Raw genomic sequence first — 18473 nt, 5'->3', positions numbered from 1 at the left:
TGTGACAGCGTGGGGTCGAGGTGGGGACGTCTGTCCTCGCGTGCGCTGGGTAGGCCTGCGATGACCGATGCCGTACCCCACAGGAGGCCCTCGTGATCGCACAGGCCCGCTCCAAACGCCCGGCGGAACCCTCCGCCGACCCCCTCGCCACCCCCCTCTCCGACCCTCACGCCGAGCCCCGCCGGTGCGCCTTCAGCGCCGAAGGCGCCAGTGCGGAGCCCCCGCTGACCAGTGAGCCTCCGCTGCCCGACGCCGAGCCCCTCACCAGCGAGCCGCCGCTCGCCGCCGCGGATTCCGACACCACGAGGCCGTAGATGACCGCACCCCCCGGCGACGAACTCGCCCGCCTCGCCGCGCTGCACGGTGTCGCCACCGCCTACCAGCCCGCCCCCGACCGCACGGTCACCGCCTCGCCCACCGCCGTCATCCGCGCGCTCGCCGCGCTCGGCGTCGACGCGGGCACCCCGCAGACCGTGCGGGAGGCCCTTGACACACGGGAGCGTGAACTGGCCGGGCGGCTGCTGCCGCCGACGGTCGTGAGCTGGAGCGGCGGCCCGTGCGACGCGCTCGCCGCCCTCCCCGAGGGCACCCGGCTCCGCGTCGAGACCGAGCAGGGCGAGATCCGGGACGGAGCCGAAGGGCTGCCGTACGGGGTGCACCGGTTGACGGCCACCGCGCCCGACGGCCGCACCGCCCGCGTCCACCTCGTCGTGGCCCCGCCCCGGCTGCCCACGCCGCCGGAACGCTCGTACGGACTCCTCGTCCAGCTGTACTCCCTCCTCTCCCGCCGCTCCTGGGGCATGGGGGACCTCGGTGATCTGCGGGAGCTGGCCGACTGGGCGGGGCGGGTGCTCGGCGCCGGGTTCGTGCAGGTCAACCCGTTGCACGCGGCCGTACCGGGGGCGCCGACCGACCCGTCGCCGTACCGGCCGTCCTCGCGGCGCTTCCCCGACCCCGTGCATCTGCGTGTCGAGGAGGTGCCCGAGTACGCGTACGCCGAGGACCGTACGGCGGCGGAGCGTGGGGCGCGGCTGCGGGAGGCCGTGCTGGAGAAGGGGGAGCTGATCGACCGGGACGCCGTGTGGGAGGCCAAGCGGCAGGCGCTGGAGCTGCTCGCCGGGGTGCCGCTCGGGCCCGGCCGGCGCGCCGCCTACTGCGACTTCCTCGCCGAACAGGGGCAGGCCCTGGAGGACCACGCCACCTGGTGCGCTCTCGCCGAGGCGCACGGGGCGGAGTGGAGCCGCTGGCCGGAGGAGCTCAGGGACCCCCGGTCGGCCGGGACCGCCCGCGCGCGGGGCGAGCTGATGCACCGCGTCGACTTCCACTCCCGGCTCGCCTGGCTCACCGACACCCAGCTCACCGCCGCCCAGCGCACCGCGCGCGAGGCCGGGATGGGCATCGGGATCGTGCACGACCTGGCGGTCGGCGTGCACCCGTCCGGCGCGGACGCCTGGGCGCAGCAGGAGTACTTCGCCGCCGGGATGTCCGTCGGCGCCCCGCCGGACGCCTTCAACGCGCGCGGCCAGGACTGGGGCCTGCCGCCGTGGCGCCCCGACCGCCTGGCCGAGTCGGGCTACGCCCCGTACCGCCGCCTGCTGCGGGGCCTCTTCCGTTACGCGGGCGCCCTGCGCGTCGACCACGTCATGGGCCTGTTCCGGCTGTGGTGGGTGCCGCAGGGGGAGGCGCCGACCGAGGGCACGTACGTCCGCTACGACGCCGAGGCCATGCTCGCCGTCCTGGTGCTGGAGGCCTCGCGGGCGGGCGCGGTGGTGATCGGCGAGGACCTGGGCACCGTGGAGCCGGGCGTCCGGGAGGCACTGCGCGAGCGCGGGGTCCTCGGGACGTCCGTCCTCTGGTTCGAGCGGGACTGGGACGGCGACGGGCGCCCCCTGCCCCCGGACCGCTGGCGCGCCGACTGCCTGGCCACCGCCACCACCCACGACCTGCCCTCCACGGCCGCCCGCCTGACCGGCGAACACGTCGAGCTCCGCGACCGGCTGGGCCTGCTCACCGGCCCGCTGGAGGAGGAGCGCGCGGAGGCCGCCGCCGACACGGGGGAGTGGCTGGCCCTGCTCACCCGGCTCGGGCTGCTCTCCGGGACCGCGGGCGGCGGCGACCTCTCCTCCGAGGAGGCCGAGGTCCAGGGCCTCCACCGCTTCCTGCTCCGCACCCCCGCCCGCATGATCGGCGTCTGGCTCCCGGACGGGGTGGGCGACCGCCGCCCCCAGAACCTCCCGGGCACCTGGGACCAGTACCCGAACTGGCGCCTGCCGATCGCCGACGGGGACGGCCGCCCGGTGACCCTTGAGGACCTGGCGGCCTCACCCCGTCTGCACGCCCTGACCGACGTCCTGAGGGAGCCCCCGGAGGACTGACGGGCTCCCGTACGGCACCCCGGGCGCGCGGCCCCGCGAGGCGTTCGCTACTTTTGCTCTGTGGACAAGAAGAACGCCCTGCGCGCCGGCGCCCTGGCCGCCGGTACGACGCTGATGATGCTGCTCATGTCGTCCCCCGCGCTCGCGCTGACCCGCGACGACGGCGACGACCCCGGCACCGGCCTGAGCGTCGTCGAGACGCTGGGTCTCTACGTCGCGCTCCCGATCGTGATCTTCCTGGCCATCGTCGGCCTGGTCATGGTCCTCGACAAGTCCGACCCCGACCACCGTGTCTTCAAGCCGGGCAAGGCCAAGGTCTGACCCTCCCGCGCCCCACAGCACCACCCCACACCTCAGGACGCCGCCCCCACCCGACGCGCACCCCGCGCGGACGGGTCGAGGGGGCGGCGCCTTTTGCACGTGAGCCCGCTCAGGCGCCGACCGCTCGAGGTCGGTCGGCCCAGCGACGCGGTGAACTGCGTCCAGGCCTGTGGAAATGCCGTTGTGGGGCGAGAGTCTCAGCGACACGCCGTCTGCACGGCGTGTCGCTGAGACTGTGCGCACACTTGGTCCCGCCCGCCTCCTGCCCGGCCGGATCCGCCGACAGCACACACCTCCCCGGTTCGTGAACCGGCGGCGAGGCGCCCGTCGATAGAAGGGGTGTGAGACTGTTCCGCCCCATGAGGGGCCACGGGGAGAGCGACACGGACGCGGTGCTGCTGCGGGCCGTGGCGGACGGGGACGCGGGGGCGCTGGCCACGCTGTACGACCGGCACGCCGGGTGGCTGTACGCCCGGCTCGCGCGCCGGTGCGCGGATGCCGAGGTCGCGCGGGAAGTGCTGCAGGACACCTTCGTGACCGTGTGGCGGTCGGCGGCCGGGCACCGGGGCGGGGAGGCGGGCGGCTGGCTGTGGACCATCGCCGCCCGGCGGCTCGTCGACACCCGGCGGGCGCAGGAGCGGGCCGGGCGGATCGAGACGGCCCCCATGGAGTACGCCGACGGCGGCCCCGTGTCCGCCGAGGTGCCCTCGGCGGAGGAACGGGTGCTGGCCGGGCTGGAGTTCGGCGACGTCGGCACCGCCCTGGACCGGATCTCGCCCGAGCTGCGCGAGGTACTGCGCGCGACCGTCGTCGACGGGCTCACCACGCGTGAGGCGGCCCGGCTGCTCGGCATCCCCGAGGGCACGGTCAAGACCCGCGCGATGCGCGCCCGCGCCGAACTGCGCGCCGCCCTCGCCCAGTTGAGCCCCGCACCGGCCTCGGGAGGCCTGGCATGAGCACCGACAGCAGGAACACCGGTCACCCGGGCACCGGTCCTTGGCATGTGTCCGACGACCTCGCCGCCCGTTACGCCGACGGCACCCTCCCGGAGGCCGACGCCTGGTCCCTGGAGAGCCATCTGGAGCGGTGCGGGGAGTGCGCGGCGCGCGTCTCGGGGGCGGTACGGCGGTTTCCGGCGCCGGCTCTGGTCCTCGCGGAGGTGCGGGAGGCCGTGCTCGACGACGTACGGCAGGTCGTCGTAGCGAAGGACGTGCGTGAGGCCGCGCCGCCGACCCCGCCCGCCCCCCGCGCCCGCCTCTGGTCCTCCTTCCTCGCCCAGGCCCTGTGGGCCGCCGGGCCCGCCGTGCGCGGGGCCTGGCTGCCCGCCGTGCTGCTGGTCGCGCTGGGGGCGCTCGGACTGGCGTACGGCGCGGACGTCGAGGGCGTACGGCCGCTGCTCCTCGCCCTCGCGCCGGTGGTGCCCGTGGCCGGGGTCGCGGTGTCCTACGGGGGGTACGCCGATCCGCTGCACGAGATCGCGGCGGCCACCCCGTCCGGCGGGCTGCGGCTGGTGCTGACGCGGACGGCCGCCGTCCTCGGGGTCAGCCTGCCGCTGCTCACCGTCACGGGGCTGCTGCTGCCCGCCTCCGGCGCTCCGGGCGCGGCGGCCTGGCTGCTGCCGGGGCTGGCGCTGACCCTGGCCTCGCTCGCCCTGTCCGGGTACGTCGGCTGTCGTGCGGCGACGGCCGTGACCTGCGGCGGATGGCTCGCGGCCGTCGTCGCCCCGGTCCTGGCCTCGGCCGGCGGCACCCCGGTGACCCGGCTCGCCGAGCAGCTCTCGCGCTGTCTGGACGGCGCCCCGGCCCAGGGCGCGTGGGCGGCGGCGGCCGTGCTGTGCGCCGCCGTGCTGGCCGTCCGCCGCGGCGCCTACGACGGGCTGGACCGACGGTGAGCCGCGCCATGAACCCTGTGAACTCTGTGCACTCTGTGAGCTCTGGAGAACGTGAAGTGAGCACCATACGGGTGAGCGGACTGCGTGTCCGGCACCGCAGGACCGTCGCCCTGGACGGCGTGGATCTGGATCTCGGCGTCGGTGTGCACGGTCTGCTCGGTCCCAACGGCGCCGGGAAGACCTCCCTCATCCGGGTGCTGGCCACCGTCGCGCGGCCGGACGCAGGGCGGGTGGAGATCCTCGGCGAGGACGTCGGCGAGCCCGCGCGGCGCGGTACGGTCCGCGCCCGGCTCGGCTATCTGCCGCAGGAGTTCGGCCACTACCCGGGCTTCACGGTGCGGGAGTTCGTCGCGTACGTGGCGTGGCTGAAGGAGATGCCGGTGGCGGGGACCCCGGCCGCCGTGGAGCGGGCCGTGCAGCGGGTCGGGCTCGGGGACCGGATCGACGCGAAGGTGAGGACGCTGTCCGGGGGCATGGTCCGCCGGGTCGGCATCGCGCAGGCCGTCGTCAACGATCCGGCCGTCCTGCTGCTCGACGAGCCGACGGCGGGCCTCGACCCGGAGCAGCGGGTGGAGTTCCGTGCGCTGCTGCGGGAGCTGGGCTCCACCTCGACCGTGATCGTCTCCACCCACCTGGTGGAGGACGTGGCGGCCGCCTGCACCGAGGTCACCCTGCTGGACGCGGGCCGGGTCGCCTACCGGGGGACTCCGGAGTCCCTCAGCGCGCTGGGCGAGGGGCCGGAGGCGAACGGCGTCGGGGACAGCGCCATCGAGCGCGGCTACACGGCCGCCCTGCGGGCCCACCGCACCGGGCGGGAGGCGGCGCGATGACCCTCGTACGAGTACGAGAGCGAGTACGAGTACAAGTGCGGGAAAGGGTGGGGCGCGGGTCCGTGCTGCGGCATCCGTTGCGTGCGGAGGCCGTACGCGGGTTCGCGCCCGCCGCCGGGGGCGTGGTGGTACTGGCGCTGGGTGCCGTGCTGGGCGCGTCGGCGGACCGCTGGCAGGGCGGCTGGGTGGAGACCCGCTCCGAGCTGCACGACCTGCTGCTGGTGCTGCTCCCCCTGGCCGCGGCCGCGGGCTGCTGGCTGGGTGGGCGGGAGCACCGGCGCGGTACGGAGGAGCTGTGGGGGACGGCCGTACGCTCGCCGCTGGCCCGGTTCCTGGCGTCGGCGATGCCGCTCGCGCTGTGGCTGGCGGCGGGGTACGCGGTGGTGGCGGCGGGTGCGCTGCTGGCGACCTGGCCGTACGCCCGGGGCGACCGGCCGTATCTCGATCTGCTGCCGGTGGACGTGGTGGCCGTCGCGGCGGCCTCGGTGGCCGGGCAGGTGGTGGGGCGGCTGGTGGCCTGGCGCCCGGCGGCGGCGCTGCTGCCGCTCGCCGGGTACGCGGTGCTGGGTCTGTCGGTGGCGTCGGACGACGGCGCGGGCCGTTTCGTGAACCCGGCCTTCCCGGTGAGCTACTGGACGGTCCCGGTCGGCCTGCGGCAGCCCGCGATGGCGGTGTGGGTGGTGGGTCTCGCGACGGCGACCGTGCTGGCGTACGCGGCGCGGCGCCGGTGGACGGCCCTGCTGCCGCTGGCGGCGGCCCTCGCGGCGGGCGGGCTGCTGGTGCAGACGGGGGACGCGCTGTGGCGGACGAACCCGGCCGAGCGCCGGCAGGTGTGCGACACGTCGACGACACCCCAGGTGTGCGTCAACGCCCGCTACGGCGAGCTGTTGCCGCAGGTCACGGCCGCCCTGTCGGGGATCACCGGTCGCCTGGAAGGCGTACGGAACCTGCCGGTCCGGTTCGAGGACCATCCGGGTGAACCGCGCGCCGGGGAGGTGCAGCTGCCGATGATCACGCCGTTCGGCTGGTCCGTGGTGCGGGGGCGGCTGACCGATCCCGAGCAGTACGCGTGGGAGGCGGTGGCGATGCTGCGGGGCCGGGGGGACTGCGGGACGCTCGCCCCGCGCGTGATCGTGGCGGACGACGCCGTGGAGCACTACCTCGCGCCGAGCCCGGCCGAGGCGTCCTTCGACGAGCTGGACGCGGCGGGGGACGCGGAGCGCCGTGGCGAACTGGCGCGGCGGAAGGCGGCCCGGGAGCGGCTGGCCTCGATGGGGGCCGACGCGCGCCGGGAGTGGCTGTCGGCGTACTTCGCGACGGTCGGCGACTGCGACGCGGGGAAGGTGCCCGCCCTGTGAACGGGGTCCTGCTGTACGCCCGCTCGCGTGCCGTCCCCGGCACCCTCGCCGTGCTCGCCGGGACCGCCGTCCTCGCCCTGGGGGCGGCGGCCCGGACGGGCCACAGCCCGGATCCGGACCGGCTGCTGCCGGTCGTGACGCTGGCCCCGCTGCTGGCCGCCGCGGTGACCGGTGCGCGCCTGTACTCCGCCTCGGACGAGCTGGACCGTACGGCCGTACGCCCCTGGTGGCCGCGCCGGCTGGCCCTGCTGCTCGGCCCGACGGCGCTCGCGGCGCTCCTGCTGCCGCTCGCCGTCCTCGGGGACGGGGCGGCCGTGCTGCGCAACCTGCTGGGCTGCACGGGCGTCGTCGCCGCCTCGGCCGTCCTGCTGGGCGCCCGGCTGAGCTGGGTGCCCGCGTGCGGTTACGTCGGGGCCGTGTACCTCGCGTCGGACGGGGTGCGCGGGCGGGCGGTCACCTACTGGGCCTGGCCGGTGCAGCCGGGGGACGTGACGGCGGCGTGGGTGGTGGCCGGGGGTGCGTTCGCACTGGGCGCGGCCCTGTACGCGGTAGGCGGGGCGCGGCGGGAGGAGGCACCCCGCTGAACCGGCGCACCCGAGCGTTCCGAAGGGCCCCGTGGTCCGGGTCGGCCGGGCGGGGCCGGTCCGGGCCGGACCGGGCCACGGGGCATGAAGAAGCCCGGATCGTCAGGCGGAGATGCCGTCGATCCGGGCCAAGGCGTCGTCCGCGCCGTACGGCTGCAAGTAGGGCAGCCAGCGCGGGTCCCTATGGCCCGTGCCGATGATGCGCCAGGCGAGGCCGGTGGGCGGGGCGGGTTTGTGGCGCAGCCGCCAGCCGATCTCGACGAGATGGCGGTCGGCCTTGACGTGGTTGCAGCGACGGCAGGACGCCACCACGTTGTCCCACACGTGCTTGCCCCCGCGGCTGCGCGGGATGACGTGGTCGACGCTGGTTGCGACGCCACCGCAGTACATGCACCGGCCCCCGTCCCGCGCGAAGAGCGCTCGACGGGTCAGAGGAACGGGCCCCCGATAGGGAACCCGGACGAATCGCTTGAGCCGGACCACGCTGGGTGCGGGGACTGTGACGGTCGTGCTGTGCATAAAGGCGCCTGACTCTTCCAGGGAGATCGCTTTGTTCTCCAGGACGAGGACGAGCGCGCGGCGGAGCGGTACGACGCCGAGGGGCTCGTACGACGCGTTGAGGACCAGGACATGCGGCACGGATGCCTCCTTGGGCGTCGGCGGCGCGTGGCTCGCGCCGGGACGATCTGCAGTCAGTCTCCCCTCTGGCCTGGTGGACGCGCCACCATGTCCCGGTAACGGGCTGGGAGTGTTTTCGACCACACCCGGATACATCCCCCGGATCATGGCCTGTTCAAGCGCGGGTGAGGACGGTCTCTCCTTGCCGCATCGGGCGGACCCACACACAATGCCCGGTTAGTGTGGTGGTTCTGCCCGTCCGGTGCCCCTTTCGTGACCTTGAAGACCTTGAAGACTCGAAGAACTCGGGACCTCGAAGAACTCGAGACCTCGAAGTCGCCGCCGACCTGACCATCGCACCGGAGGCGGACCGCTGCACCTGGAGGTACCTGCCGTGTCCTTGCCCGCCGTCCTACTGGCCGCCGACTCGTCGCCCTCGCCGACCCCCTCGGGGTCGCCGACCGTGTCGGTCCCGTCGCTCCAGGACGCCCAGGAGAGCGCGACGAACGCGGCCAGCTGGGTCGAGCAGAACTGGTCGACGTGGCTCGCGATCGGTCTGCGTGTGCTGCTGATCCTGGTGATCGCGGTCGTACTCAGAAAGTTCGTGCTGCGGGCGATCTCCAAGCTGATCGAGCGGATGAACCGCACGGTCGAGACGCCCGAGGGCTCCACGCTGGGCGGTCTGCTGGTGAACGCCGAACGGCGGCGCCAGCGCTCGCAGGCGATCGGGTCGGTGCTGAGCTCGGTGGCGAGTTTCCTGATCCTGGGCACAGCGGCCCTGATGGCACTGTCCGCCTTCGAGATCAACCTCGCCCCGCTGCTGGCCTCGGCCGGTGTCGCCGGTGTGGCGATCGGTTTCGGCGCGCGCAACCTGGTCACGGACTTCCTCTCCGGCGTCTTCATGATCCTGGAGGACCAGTACGGCGTCGGCGACCAGATCGACGCGGGTGTCGCCACCGGCGAGGTCATCGAGGTCGGGCTGCGCGTGACGAAGCTGCGCGGCGACAACGGCGAGATCTGGTACGTCCGCAACGGCGAGGTCAAGCGGATCGGCAACCTCTCCCAGGGCTGGGCGACGGCCGGTGTCGACGTCACCGTCAAGGCGTCCGAGGACCTGGACCGGGTCAAGGCCACGCTGGACGAGGTCGCCGAGAAGATGAGCAAGGAAGAGCCCTGGAACGAGCTGCTGTGGAGCCCGATCGAGGTGCTGGGCCTGGACAGCGTGCTGCTGGACTCGATGGTGGTCCGGGTCTCGGCGAAGACCATGCCGGGCAACGCCCTGAAGGTGGAGCGCGAGCTGCGCTGGCGGATCAAGCGGGCGTTCGACGCGGCGGACATCCGGATCGTCGGCGGCGCGACGGCCCCCGCCGAGGAGGACCCGGTCGACCCGACGGCGGTCGTCGCGGCGCCGTCGGTCTTCTCCAACGCGGACTCACCGCAGGTGGCGGCGGCGTCGCCGATCGCTCCGCAGCGGGGGGCGGCTGCGCCTTCCGGTTCGCCGAAGTAGAGGAACGGTTTCAGCACGCTCGTTCGAGTGAGTGGTGGGGCATTCCGGCGCCGCGTAGGCACCGGGATGCCTCATCGTTGACACCCAGCGCGGGCTTAGCGTCTCTGATTGACTTAGGGATCCCCAGTGTTGCTCAGGGATGTGAGCCAATCGCCTTCGTGTCCTGGTGCTGAACGGCGGGAGCCGTCAGCCCTCGTGACACGTCCCTCCGGACGCTGGTCGGTGAAGTCTCGCGATCTCACCGAGGAGGGTGCCCGACGTCGCCTGGGCGCCGGGCGTGCACGTGACAGTCTGTCACAAGATGACTACGGATCGCCAATCCGGCTGGTGAGCCTGGCATCAACGCGACGAGGAGAACCAGGGATGAGCGCCGAACCCATCATGGAGCCGGTCATGACGCATGTGGACCCCATCGACCTGTTGAGCGCGATCGAAGAGGCAGCCCCTATGCCGACTCGACCGGAGTACGTCGAGGGGATGGCCATCGTGCCGTCGACGCCGAACGACAACCACAACGACGGAGCGTTCGAACTGAGCTTCCAGTTCCGCTCAGCCGGATTCCGCCTGGTGGGCATGGGCAACGGCTATCGCGCCGCCCACAAGGACGGCAGAACGATGGCTCTGCTCATCCCGGACTTCTACATCCGCCGCCGCAGGCCGACCGAACTCGACGAGTCCTACCGCAAGGCCCACAAGGGCTGGTACCCCATCGACATGGTCGCCCTCGTGGGCGAAGTCACCTCCACCAACCACGAGACCGACACCGGCCCCAAGTTCCGTACCTACGCCGCTGCCGGCATGGAAACGGCCCCCTTCCTCGACGCCGACATCTAAGGATCTTCACAGGCGCACCACCTGTCCCCCACGTCACACCACCCCCTATCGTCAGCCTGTTACCGGTCCCTTGTTCTGGAGCGCAAAGCCCAGGGGCCCGGCTCGATTGTGGGGATACATGAGGAAACTCGCCATAGGCACCGCTCTGACCGGTGCCCTGGCTCTGGGGGTTCTGGCCGCACCCGCCGCCCAGGCGGACTCGCCGGATCTGACGTTCGCCACCGTGAAGGTCAACAACGGCAAGAAGATCGTCGTGGGCACCACCGCCAAGGTGAAGGTGCCGGTCACGTACACGCTGACCCGTCCGGCCGACCTGACGATCGACTACAAGAACAACTTCGCGGGCGTCATGCTCTACCGCGGCTCGCTGGCCGAGGAGGACAACTCCATCGAGCCGGACACCGCGCCGGTCTGCACCACGACCGCCACCACCGACACCACGGTGACCGCGTCCTGCACCGAGACCCTGGTCATCGACCCGTGGGACAACCTCTACGAGGCCGCCGACGCCGGCACCTGGAAGGCCGCGGGCTTCTACGGCCACGGCGCCACCGACCTCGACGACTCCGACGGCCACATCAGCTTCGAGTTCGGCTACGACATCTGGGCGAACTCGGCGACCGCGAAGATCCAGCGCGCCGCCAGGCTGACCGTCAACGCCACGCCCGAGCCCGTCAAGAAGGGCGGCACGCTCACCGTCAAGGGCAAGCTGACCCGCGCGAACTGGGAGGAGGGCACCTACACCGGCTACAAGGGCCAGAAGGCGACCCTCCAGTTCAGGGCCAAGGGCGCCAGCTCCTACACCGCCGTCAAGACGATCACCTCCGGCACCGGCGGCGCCCTGTCCACCACCGTGAAGGCGAGCAAGGACGGTTACTACCGCTTCACCTTCGCCGGTACGGCCACCACCGCGGCCAAGACGACCGCCGGCGACTACGTCGACGTCCGGTAGTCCCAGCCGGAACACCCGCACCGCCCGAACCACCCCGAACCGCCCCCGCAGGTAACGACTCCGTTTCCTGCGGGGGCGGTTCGCTTTCCCCTCTTGACTCCCTGGTGGTCCAGACCTATGTTCCCTGCATCCGATAGGAAACCTTCCTAACAGTATCCATCTGGGAAGCTGGTCGGTCGAGAGAGGCAGGTGTCGAGCCCATGGCAGGAACAGCCGGTACGCCGGGAACCCCACGCGTCCTGCGCGCCATGAACGACCGTGCCGCCCTCGACCTGCTCCTGGAGCACGGCCCGCTCTCCCGCACCAGGATCGGCAAGCTCACCGGCCTGTCGAAGCCGACCGCGTCCCAGCTGCTGGCCCGCCTGGAGGCCTCGGGGCTCGTCCTGGCCACCGGCACCAGCGAGGGCCGGCCGGGACCCAACGCCCAGCTGTACGAGGTCAACCCGGCCGCCGCATACGCCGCCGGGCTCGATGTCACCCCCGAGCGGATCCTCGCCGCCGTCGCCGACATCACCGGCCGCACGGTGGGGTCGTACGAACTGCCCACCCCCGGCAGAAGAAGCTCCACCCCCGTCGTCCGACAGGTCACCGACGCCCTCGACGGCGCGGTGAAGGCGGCGGGACTGGCCCGGGCCGACGTCCACCGGCTGGTCATCGGCACTCCAGGCGCCTTCGACCCGGGCACCGGCCGACTGCGCTACGCCTCCCACCTCCCCGGCTGGCACTCGCCCACGCTGCTCGACGAACTCGCCGCGGCGCTGCCGATGCCGGTCGAGTACGAGAACGACGTCAACCTCGTCGCCGTCGCCGAACAACGCCTCGGCGCGGCACGGGGACACGACGACTTCGTCCTGGTCTGGAACGAGGGCGGGCTCGGCGCCGCCCTCGTCCTCGGCGGCCGGCTGCACCGCGGCTGGACCGGCGGCGCGGGAGAGGTGGGTTTCCTGCCTGTTCCGGGCGCGCCCCTGGTCCGGCATGTCACCAAGGCCAACAGTGGCGGCTATCAGGAGCTGGCCGGCTCCCAGGCCATCCCCCGGCTCGCCCGGGAGCTCGGCATGACCGGCGTCCCGGACGGGCCGTACGCCGAGGCCGCCGCCGCGCTCCTGCAACGGGCCGCAGCCGAGGACACCGTCCTCAACCGGCTGCTGCTCCAGACGTACGCGACCCGGCTCGCGACCGGTCTCGCCTCACTCGTCTCCGTCCTCGACCCCGAACTCGTCGTCCTCAGCGGCGCCTCCCTGACGGCCGGCGGCGAGGTGCTGCGCGCCCTCGTCCAGGCCGAACTGGAGGAACTGGCCGCGTCCCGGCCCAAGCTGGTCCTGGGCGACGTCACCGAACGGCCCGTGCTGCGCGGCGCGCTGGAGAGCGCGCTGGCGGCCACCCGCGACGAGGTCTTCGACACCTCGCGCTAGCAACGCCCCGCACGCACCTCTTTCTTCGCAGATTCCCTCTCCTCACCTCACCCTGCCATGCCCCGCCCCGGGAGGTCCCGTCATGTCCGCACGCATCCCCTCAGTCGCCCGAAAGGCGGCTTTCGCCCTGACCGCCTCGACGGCCCTGCTGCTCGGCACCACCGCCTGTACCGGCCAGGCGTCGTCGGCCGGCGCGAGCGACGACGCGTCCAAGGAGCAGACCATCACCTTCTGGCACGCCTGGAGCGCGCCGAGCGAGGTCAAGGCCGTGAAGGCGCTGGTCGCCGGCTTCGAGAAGGCGCACCCCAACATCCATGTGAACGTCGTCGGCGCCATGACCGACGACAAGATCAACCAGGCCCTGCGGGCGGGCGGCAGCAAGGCGCCCGACGTGATCTCGTCGTTCACCACCGCCAACGTCGGCAAGTTCTGCTCCTCCGGCGCCCTGGTCGACCTCAACCCGTTCTTCAAGAAGTCGGGCGTCGACCCGGACACCACCTTCCCGAAGGCGATGAACGACTACACCCAGTACGAGCTCGACCGCTGCGCGGTGCCGCTGCTGGGTGACGCCTACGGCCTCTACTACAACAAGACCGCGTTCGAGAAGGCCGGCATCACCAGCCCGCCGAAGACCTGGTCCGAATTCGAGGCCGACGCCAAGAAACTGACGATCACCCAGGGCAGCACGTACAAGCAGCTCGGTTTCATGCCGAACTACCACGGCTGGGAGACCACGACCGAGCACTACCTCGGCCAGTTCTCGCCGACCTACTTCGACAAGTCCGGCAAGTCGACGGTCGCGACCGACCCGGCCGTCGCCGACGCCTTCACCCTCCAGAAGAAGCTCGTCGACGAACTCGGCGGCTTCACCAAGCTGGAGAAGTTCCGCTCCGGCCTCGGTGACGAGTGGGGCCCCAAGCACCCCTTCCAGACCGGCCAGGTGGCCATGCAGCTGGACGGCGAGTGGCGCCTCGGCATGGCGCTCGACACCAAGCCGGACTTCGAGATCGGCGTGGCCCCGCTGCCCGTCCCCGACGACCAGGCGGACCAGTACGGCAAGGGCTACATCACCGGCACCATCGCCGGTATCGCCGCCACCAGCCAGAAGCAGAACGCGGCCTGGGAGTTCGTCAAGTACATCAGCACCGACACGGACGCGGTGGTGGGCTTCTCCAACGCCATCCACAACGTGCCCTCGACGCTGGACGCGCTGAAGTCGCCGAAGCTGAAGTACGACCCGCGCTTCAAGACGTTCCTGGACATCGCCGCGAACCCGAACTCGACCACCGCCCCGGCCTCGGTCAACGGCGGCGTCTACCTCACCACCATCCAGCAGCTCGGCTACGACTACGAGAGCGGCAAGCTCACCGACCTGCAGTCCGGTCTGAAGAAGGCGGCCGCGCAGATCGACACGGACATCGCGCAGGCGAAGTAGTCCGATGGCCACCCTCACGCTGCGTACGAAGCGCCGGCGCTCAGCGCTTCGTACGCTCGCCTTCCTCTCGCCCTGGCTGATCGGCTTCGCGGTCTTCTTCGCGTACCCGCTGATCTCGACGGTCTACTTCTCGTTCATGCACTACGACGGCTTCAAGCCGCCGACGTGGAGCGGGACGAAGAACTGGACGTACGTCTTCGAGTCCTACCCGTTCTTCTGGCCCGCCCTGCGCAACACGCTCTGGCTGGTCGTGATCATGGTGAGCCTGCGGGTCCTGTTCGGACTCGGGATCGGCATGCTGATCACGAAGATCAAGACGGGTACGGGCGTCTTCCGCACCCTCTTCTACCTGCCCTACCTGGCCCCGCCGGTGGCGGCCACCATGGCCTTCGCCTTCCTCCTCAACCCCGGTACGGGCCCGGTCAACTCGATCCTGGCGAAGATCGGCATCCCGGCCCCGGCCTGGTTCAACGACCCGAACTGGTCGAAGCCGGCTCTGACCCTGCTGGCCCTGTGGGGCGTCGGCGACCTGATGGTCATCTTCATGGCCGCGCTGCTCGACGTACCGAAGGAGCAGTACGAGGCGGCGGAACTGGACGGCGCGTCGGCCTGGCAGCGGTTCCGGTTCGTCACCCTTCCCAACATCTCGCCGATCATCATGTTCGCCGTCGTCACCGGTGTCATCGCGGCGATGCAGTACTACACCCAGCCGCTCGTCGCCGGAAAAGTCGCCTCGGGCGTGATCCAGGGAGCGGGCACCATGTTCCAGCCCGGCTACCCCGAGCACTCGACGCTCACGCTCCCCCAGCTCGTCTACAACCTCGGCTTCCAGCGCTTCGACTACGGCTCCGCGTGTGTCGTCGCCCTGGTCCTGTTCGCCCTGTCGATGGCGTTCACCGCGCTGCTGATGCGGCGCCGGGGCGGTCTCGTCCAGGCAGGTGACTGACATGACCCAGGTACTGGAACGGCCGGTGGAGCTGAAGAGCCCCGCCTCGCCCGCCGAGCGCACCGCGCGCCGCAAGGCGCTCCTGGAGTGGATCGCGATCCACTCCCTCGGCGTGGCCGCGGCCCTCTTCTTCACCCTCCCCTTCGTGTTCGTGTTCCTGACGTCCCTGATGAGCGACTCCCAGGCGCTCAGCCGGGACCTGATCCCGCACACCTGGGAGTGGGCCAACTACCGGAAGGTCCTCGACACTCCCGGCTTCCTCACCTGGTGGAAGAACACCCTGGTCTACGCGGGACTGGGAACAGTCCTCACCGTCGTCTCCTCGGTCCCCGTGGCGTACGCGCTGGCCAAGTTCCGCTTCCGGGGCCGCAATCTGACGCTCATGCTGGTGATCGCGATGATGATGCTGCCGCCTCAGGTGGTCGTCATCCCGATGTACCTGTTCTGGGCGAAGCAGCTCGACCTCTCGGGCACCCTGTGGCCGATGATCATCCCGCTGGCGTTCGGCGACGCGTTCTCGATCTTCCTGCTGCGCCAGTTCCTGATGACCATCCCAGGCGAGTACGTGGACGCGGCGAAGGTGGACGGCTGCGGCGATCTGCGCACCCTGCTGAAGATCATCCTGCCGATGGCGAAGCCCGGTATCGCCGCCGTCGCCCTCTTCCAGTTCTTCAACGCCTGGAACGACTACTTCGGCCCGCAGATCTACGCGTCCGAGAACCCGGGCGCCTGGACCCTGTCGTACGGCCTGGAGTCGTTCAAGGGCATGCACCACACCGACTGGAACCTCACCATGGCGGCCACCGTGCTGGTCATGGCCCCGGTGATCCTCGTGTTCTTCTTCGCACAGAAGGCGTTCGTCGAGGGCGTCACCCTGACAGGAGTGAAGGGTTAACCCCACATGAAACTCACCGTGGTAGGCGGCGGTTCGACCTACACCCCCGAGCTGATCGACGGCTTCGCACGGCTGCGCGACACCCTCCCGCTGCAGGAGCTGGTCCTGGTCGACCCGGCCGCCGAACGCCTGGACCTGGTGGGCGGCCTGGCGCGGCGGATCTTCGCCCGGCAGGGCCACCCCGGCCGGATCGTCACCACCTCCGACCTGGACGCGGCCGTCGACGGCGCCGACGCCGTGCTGCTCCAGCTCCGCGTCGGCGGCCAGGCGGCCCGCGAGCAGGACGAGACCTGGCCCCTGGAGTGCGGCTGCGTCGGCCAGGAGACCACCGGCGCCGGCGGCCTCGCCAAGGCGCTGCGCACGGTCCCCGTGGTCCTGGACATCGCCGAACGGGTCCGCCGTACGAACCCGAACGCCTGGATCGTCGACTTCACCAACCCGGTCGGCATCGTCACCCGCGCCCTGCTGAAGGAGGGCCACAAGGCGGTCGGCCTGTGCAACGTGGCGATCGGCCTGCAGCGCAGGTTCGCCGCGCTGCTGGGCGTCTCCCCGTCGGACGTCCACCTGGACCACGTCGGCCTCAACCACCTCACCTGGGAGACCGGCGTACGCCTGGGCGGCCCGGACGGCGAGGACGTCCTGCCCGGCCTCCTCTCCGACCACGGGGACACGATCGCCGGCGACCTCCGCCTGCCCCTCCACCTCCTGCGCCTCCTCGGCGTGGTCCCCTCCTACTACCTGCGCTACTACTACGCCCACGACGAGGTCGTACGAGAACTGCGCACGAAGCCGTCCAGGGCGGCCGAAGTGGCGGCGATGGAACGGCAGTTGCTTCAGATGTACGGCGACCCCGCCCTCGACGAGAAGCCGGAACTGCTCGCCCGGCGGGGCGGCGCCTACTACTCGGAGGCCGCGGTGGACCTGGCGGCCGCGCTGCTCACCGGCGCCGGCAGCCCCCACCAGGTGGTGAACACCCTCAACGACGGCACGCTGCCGTTCCTCCCCGACGACGCGGTGATCGAGGTGCAGGCGGCGGTGGGCCACAAGGGCCCCTCCCCACTCCCCGTGGCCCCCGTGGACCCCCTGTACGCGGGCCTCATGGCGAACGTGACGGCGTACGAGGACCTGGCCCTCGACGCGGCCCTGCGCGGCGGCCGGGACCGCGTCTTCAAGGCCCTCCTCGCCCACCCCCTGATCGCCCAGTACGAGTACGCCGACCGGCTGACCGACCGACTGATCGCACACAACCGGGAGCACCTCGCGTGGGCCTGACCGCAAGCGTCCTCGCCATCGACGCGGGCAACAGCAAGACCGACGTGGCGGTGGTGGCCGCCGACGGGGAGGTACTCGCCACCGCCCGCGGCGCCGGCTTCCGCCCGCCCGCCGTCGGCGTCACCGCCGCCATGGACGCCCTCGCCGAGACCGTCACGCGCGCGTACGCCTCCGCCGGCGTCAACTCGGTGACGCATGTCTCCGCCTGCCTGGCCAACGCCGACCTGCCGGTGGAGGAGGAGCAGCTGGCCGCGGCCCTCCACGCGCGCGCGTGGGGCACGACCGTGGACGTCCGCAACGACACCTTCGCCATCCTGCGGGCCGGTGTGCCCGACCCGCGGGGCGTGGCCGTGGTCTGCGGCGCCGGCATCAACTGCGTCGGCATGCGCCCCGACGGCCGCACCGCCCGCTTCCCCGCCCTGGGCCGCCTCTCCGGCGACTGGGGCGGCGGCTGGGGCCTGGCCGAGGAGGCGATCTGGCACGCGGCCCGCGCGGAGGACGGCAGAGGCCCCGGCACCGCCCTCGCCCGCACCCTCCCCGCCCACTTCGGCCTCCCCCACATGTACGCCCTCATCGAGGCCCTCCACCTCGGCCACATCCCGGACCTGCGCCGCCACGAACTGACCCCGGTCCTCTTCGGGACGGCCGCACAGGGCGACCCGGTGGCCCGCGGAATCGTCGACCGCCTCGCGGAGGAGGTGGTCACGATGGCGACAGTGGCCCTGACCCGCCTGGACCTCCTGGAGGAGGAAACCCCGGTCCTCCTGGGCGGCGGCGTCCTGACGGCGGGTCACACCCAACTGGACGACGGAATCCGGGAGCGCCTGACGACGCGTGCGCCGAAGGCGGTTGCAGAGGTGGTACGCGCGCGCCCGGTGCTGGGGGCGGCGCTGCTGGGCCTGGACAGCCTGGGAGCGGAGGCGAAGGTACAGGAAAGAACGCGAGCCTTTTTCGACAGGTGAGCGAGCCGACCTGAAGGGGCGCGGGGCTGTATCGATGTGCGGCTCCGCCGCGTGGGCGCGACCAGCCACAACGCACCCGCACCCCGAACACACGACACCCCCCACGAAGGAACCGAACACACACTCCCCGCGTATTCATGAACAGGGGTGACTGCGATCTGATCAAGATCCAGTGAAGGCCGGTGCGCAATGTCACCCCCGCCAGCGATACTTGCGGCGAGGCATGACCATGGGGGAGGTCAGAAACGTGGCAGAACCGGCAACAGCGACTCCACCGAAAC

18 protein-coding genes are annotated in these 18473 nt (G+C 71.9%); 17 read left to right on the top strand and 1 reads right to left on the bottom strand.

Annotation, left to right across the window (positions count from 1 at the left end; all coding sequences use genetic code 11):
• Window positions 1–92: 92 nt before the first annotated feature.
• From ACLZN2_RS22605 to ACLZN2_RS22570, 8 genes are all read left to right on the top strand, one after another.
• The gene (locus ACLZN2_RS22605) at window positions 93–314 is read left to right on the top strand and encodes a hypothetical protein (protein ID WP_416980806.1); all 222 of its coding nucleotides are present in this window, start codon (window positions 93–95) and stop codon (window positions 312–314) included.
• Window positions 315–2375 (top strand): 4-alpha-glucanotransferase, encoded by a 2061-nt coding sequence (malQ, locus tag ACLZN2_RS22600; RefSeq protein ID WP_416980805.1) that lies wholly within the window; start codon window positions 315–317, stop codon window positions 2373–2375.
• 60 nt (window positions 2376–2435) lie between these two features.
• The gene (locus ACLZN2_RS22595; protein ID WP_416980804.1) at window positions 2436–2696 is read left to right on the top strand and encodes a hypothetical protein; all 261 of its coding nucleotides are present in this window, start codon (window positions 2436–2438) and stop codon (window positions 2694–2696) included.
• A gap of 359 nt (window positions 2697–3055) precedes the next feature.
• Window positions 3056–3652: an RNA polymerase sigma factor gene (locus ACLZN2_RS22590; RefSeq protein WP_416980803.1), complete on the top strand. Its 597-nt coding sequence runs from the start codon at window positions 3056–3058 to the stop codon at window positions 3650–3652.
• Entirely contained in the window at window positions 3649–4587 is a 939-nt protein-coding gene (locus ACLZN2_RS22585; protein ID WP_416980802.1) for a zf-HC2 domain-containing protein, read from the top strand. The genes ACLZN2_RS22590 and ACLZN2_RS22585 overlap by 4 nt, the downstream gene beginning before the upstream one ends.
• A gap of 56 nt (window positions 4588–4643) precedes the next feature.
• The gene (locus ACLZN2_RS22580) at window positions 4644–5417 is read left to right on the top strand and encodes an ABC transporter ATP-binding protein (protein WP_416980801.1); all 774 of its coding nucleotides are present in this window, start codon (window positions 4644–4646) and stop codon (window positions 5415–5417) included.
• Between the two features lie 62 nt (window positions 5418–5479).
• A complete protein-coding gene (locus ACLZN2_RS22575) occupies window positions 5480–6775 on the top strand; it encodes a hypothetical protein (RefSeq protein WP_416980800.1) in 1296 nt (431 codons plus the stop codon).
• A complete protein-coding gene (locus ACLZN2_RS22570) occupies window positions 6772–7359 on the top strand; it encodes a hypothetical protein (RefSeq protein WP_416980799.1) in 588 nt (195 codons plus the stop codon). Before ACLZN2_RS22575 ends, ACLZN2_RS22570 begins: the two co-directional genes overlap by 4 nt.
• A gap of 102 nt (window positions 7360–7461) precedes the next feature.
• Here ACLZN2_RS22570 and ACLZN2_RS22565 read toward each other — a convergent pair whose 3' ends face one another.
• Window positions 7462–7998, bottom strand: coding sequence for an HNH endonuclease (locus tag ACLZN2_RS22565; RefSeq protein WP_416980798.1), 537 nt, complete (start codon window positions 7996–7998; stop codon window positions 7462–7464).
• A 373-nt stretch (window positions 7999–8371) separates the two neighbouring features.
• Here ACLZN2_RS22565 and ACLZN2_RS22560 point away from each other — a divergent pair, with 373 nt between their 5' ends.
• From ACLZN2_RS22560 to ACLZN2_RS22520, 9 genes are all read left to right on the top strand, one after another.
• The gene (locus ACLZN2_RS22560; RefSeq protein ID WP_416980797.1) at window positions 8372–9484 is read left to right on the top strand and encodes a mechanosensitive ion channel family protein; all 1113 of its coding nucleotides are present in this window, start codon (window positions 8372–8374) and stop codon (window positions 9482–9484) included.
• Between the two features lie 363 nt (window positions 9485–9847).
• Window positions 9848–10318 carry a Uma2 family endonuclease gene (locus ACLZN2_RS22555; protein WP_416980796.1) on the top strand — a complete coding sequence of 157 codons (471 nt, stop codon included), beginning with the start codon at window positions 9848–9850 and terminating at the stop codon, window positions 10316–10318.
• Between the two features lie 118 nt (window positions 10319–10436).
• Window positions 10437–11270, top strand: a complete 834-nt coding sequence (locus tag ACLZN2_RS22550; RefSeq protein WP_416980795.1) for a hypothetical protein — start codon at window positions 10437–10439, stop codon at window positions 11268–11270.
• A gap of 200 nt (window positions 11271–11470) precedes the next feature.
• Window positions 11471–12682, top strand: a complete 1212-nt coding sequence (locus ACLZN2_RS22545) for an ROK family transcriptional regulator (protein WP_416980794.1) — start codon at window positions 11471–11473, stop codon at window positions 12680–12682.
• Window positions 12683–12764: 82 nt separating this feature from the next.
• Window positions 12765–14117, top strand: coding sequence for an ABC transporter substrate-binding protein (locus tag ACLZN2_RS22540; protein WP_416980793.1), 1353 nt, complete (start codon window positions 12765–12767; stop codon window positions 14115–14117).
• 4 nt (window positions 14118–14121) lie between these two features.
• Window positions 14122–15063, top strand: coding sequence for a carbohydrate ABC transporter permease (locus tag ACLZN2_RS22535; protein WP_416980792.1), 942 nt, complete (start codon window positions 14122–14124; stop codon window positions 15061–15063).
• Window position 15064: 1 nt separating this feature from the next.
• Window positions 15065–15958: a carbohydrate ABC transporter permease gene (locus ACLZN2_RS22530; RefSeq protein ID WP_416980791.1), complete on the top strand. Its 894-nt coding sequence runs from the start codon at window positions 15065–15067 to the stop codon at window positions 15956–15958.
• A 6-nt stretch (window positions 15959–15964) separates the two neighbouring features.
• Window positions 15965–17230 carry a 6-phospho-beta-glucosidase gene (locus ACLZN2_RS22525; RefSeq protein WP_416980790.1) on the top strand — a complete coding sequence of 422 codons (1266 nt, stop codon included), beginning with the start codon at window positions 15965–15967 and terminating at the stop codon, window positions 17228–17230.
• The gene (locus ACLZN2_RS22520; RefSeq protein WP_416980789.1) at window positions 17221–18192 is read left to right on the top strand and encodes an N-acetylglucosamine kinase; all 972 of its coding nucleotides are present in this window, start codon (window positions 17221–17223) and stop codon (window positions 18190–18192) included. The genes ACLZN2_RS22525 and ACLZN2_RS22520 overlap by 10 nt, the downstream gene beginning before the upstream one ends.
• The last annotated feature ends 281 nt before the right edge of the window (window positions 18193–18473 follow it).

This window comes from Streptomyces sp. T028 (assembly GCF_048159505.1).
Classification (GTDB): Bacteria; Actinomycetota; Actinomycetes; order Streptomycetales; family Streptomycetaceae; genus Streptomyces.
Note: the sequence above shows the minus strand (reverse complement) of the source record. Positions and strands in the feature narration are given on the sequence as shown.

Excerpts from the sequence above, each read along its gene's own strand:
- ACLZN2_RS22530 (WP_416980791.1), top strand. The coding sequence starts at position 15,065 with ATGACCCAGGTACTGGAACGGCCGGTGGAGCTGAAGAGCCCCGCCTCG.
- ACLZN2_RS22540 (WP_416980793.1), top strand. The coding sequence starts at position 12,765 with ATGTCCGCACGCATCCCCTCAGTCGCCCGAAAGGCGGCTTTCGCCCTG.
- ACLZN2_RS22535 (WP_416980792.1), top strand. The coding sequence starts at position 14,122 with ATGGCCACCCTCACGCTGCGTACGAAGCGCCGGCGCTCAGCGCTTCGT.
- malQ (WP_416980805.1), top strand. The coding sequence starts at position 315 with ATGACCGCACCCCCCGGCGACGAACTCGCCCGCCTCGCCGCGCTGCAC.
- ACLZN2_RS22550 (WP_416980795.1), top strand. The coding sequence starts at position 10,437 with ATGAGGAAACTCGCCATAGGCACCGCTCTGACCGGTGCCCTGGCTCTG.
- ACLZN2_RS22525 (WP_416980790.1), top strand. The coding sequence starts at position 15,965 with ATGAAACTCACCGTGGTAGGCGGCGGTTCGACCTACACCCCCGAGCTG.
- ACLZN2_RS22585 (WP_416980802.1), top strand. The coding sequence starts at position 3,649 with ATGAGCACCGACAGCAGGAACACCGGTCACCCGGGCACCGGTCCTTGG.
- ACLZN2_RS22545 (WP_416980794.1), top strand. The coding sequence starts at position 11,471 with ATGGCAGGAACAGCCGGTACGCCGGGAACCCCACGCGTCCTGCGCGCC.
- ACLZN2_RS22555 (WP_416980796.1), top strand. The coding sequence starts at position 9,848 with ATGAGCGCCGAACCCATCATGGAGCCGGTCATGACGCATGTGGACCCC.
- ACLZN2_RS22590 (WP_416980803.1), top strand. The coding sequence starts at position 3,056 with ATGAGGGGCCACGGGGAGAGCGACACGGACGCGGTGCTGCTGCGGGCC.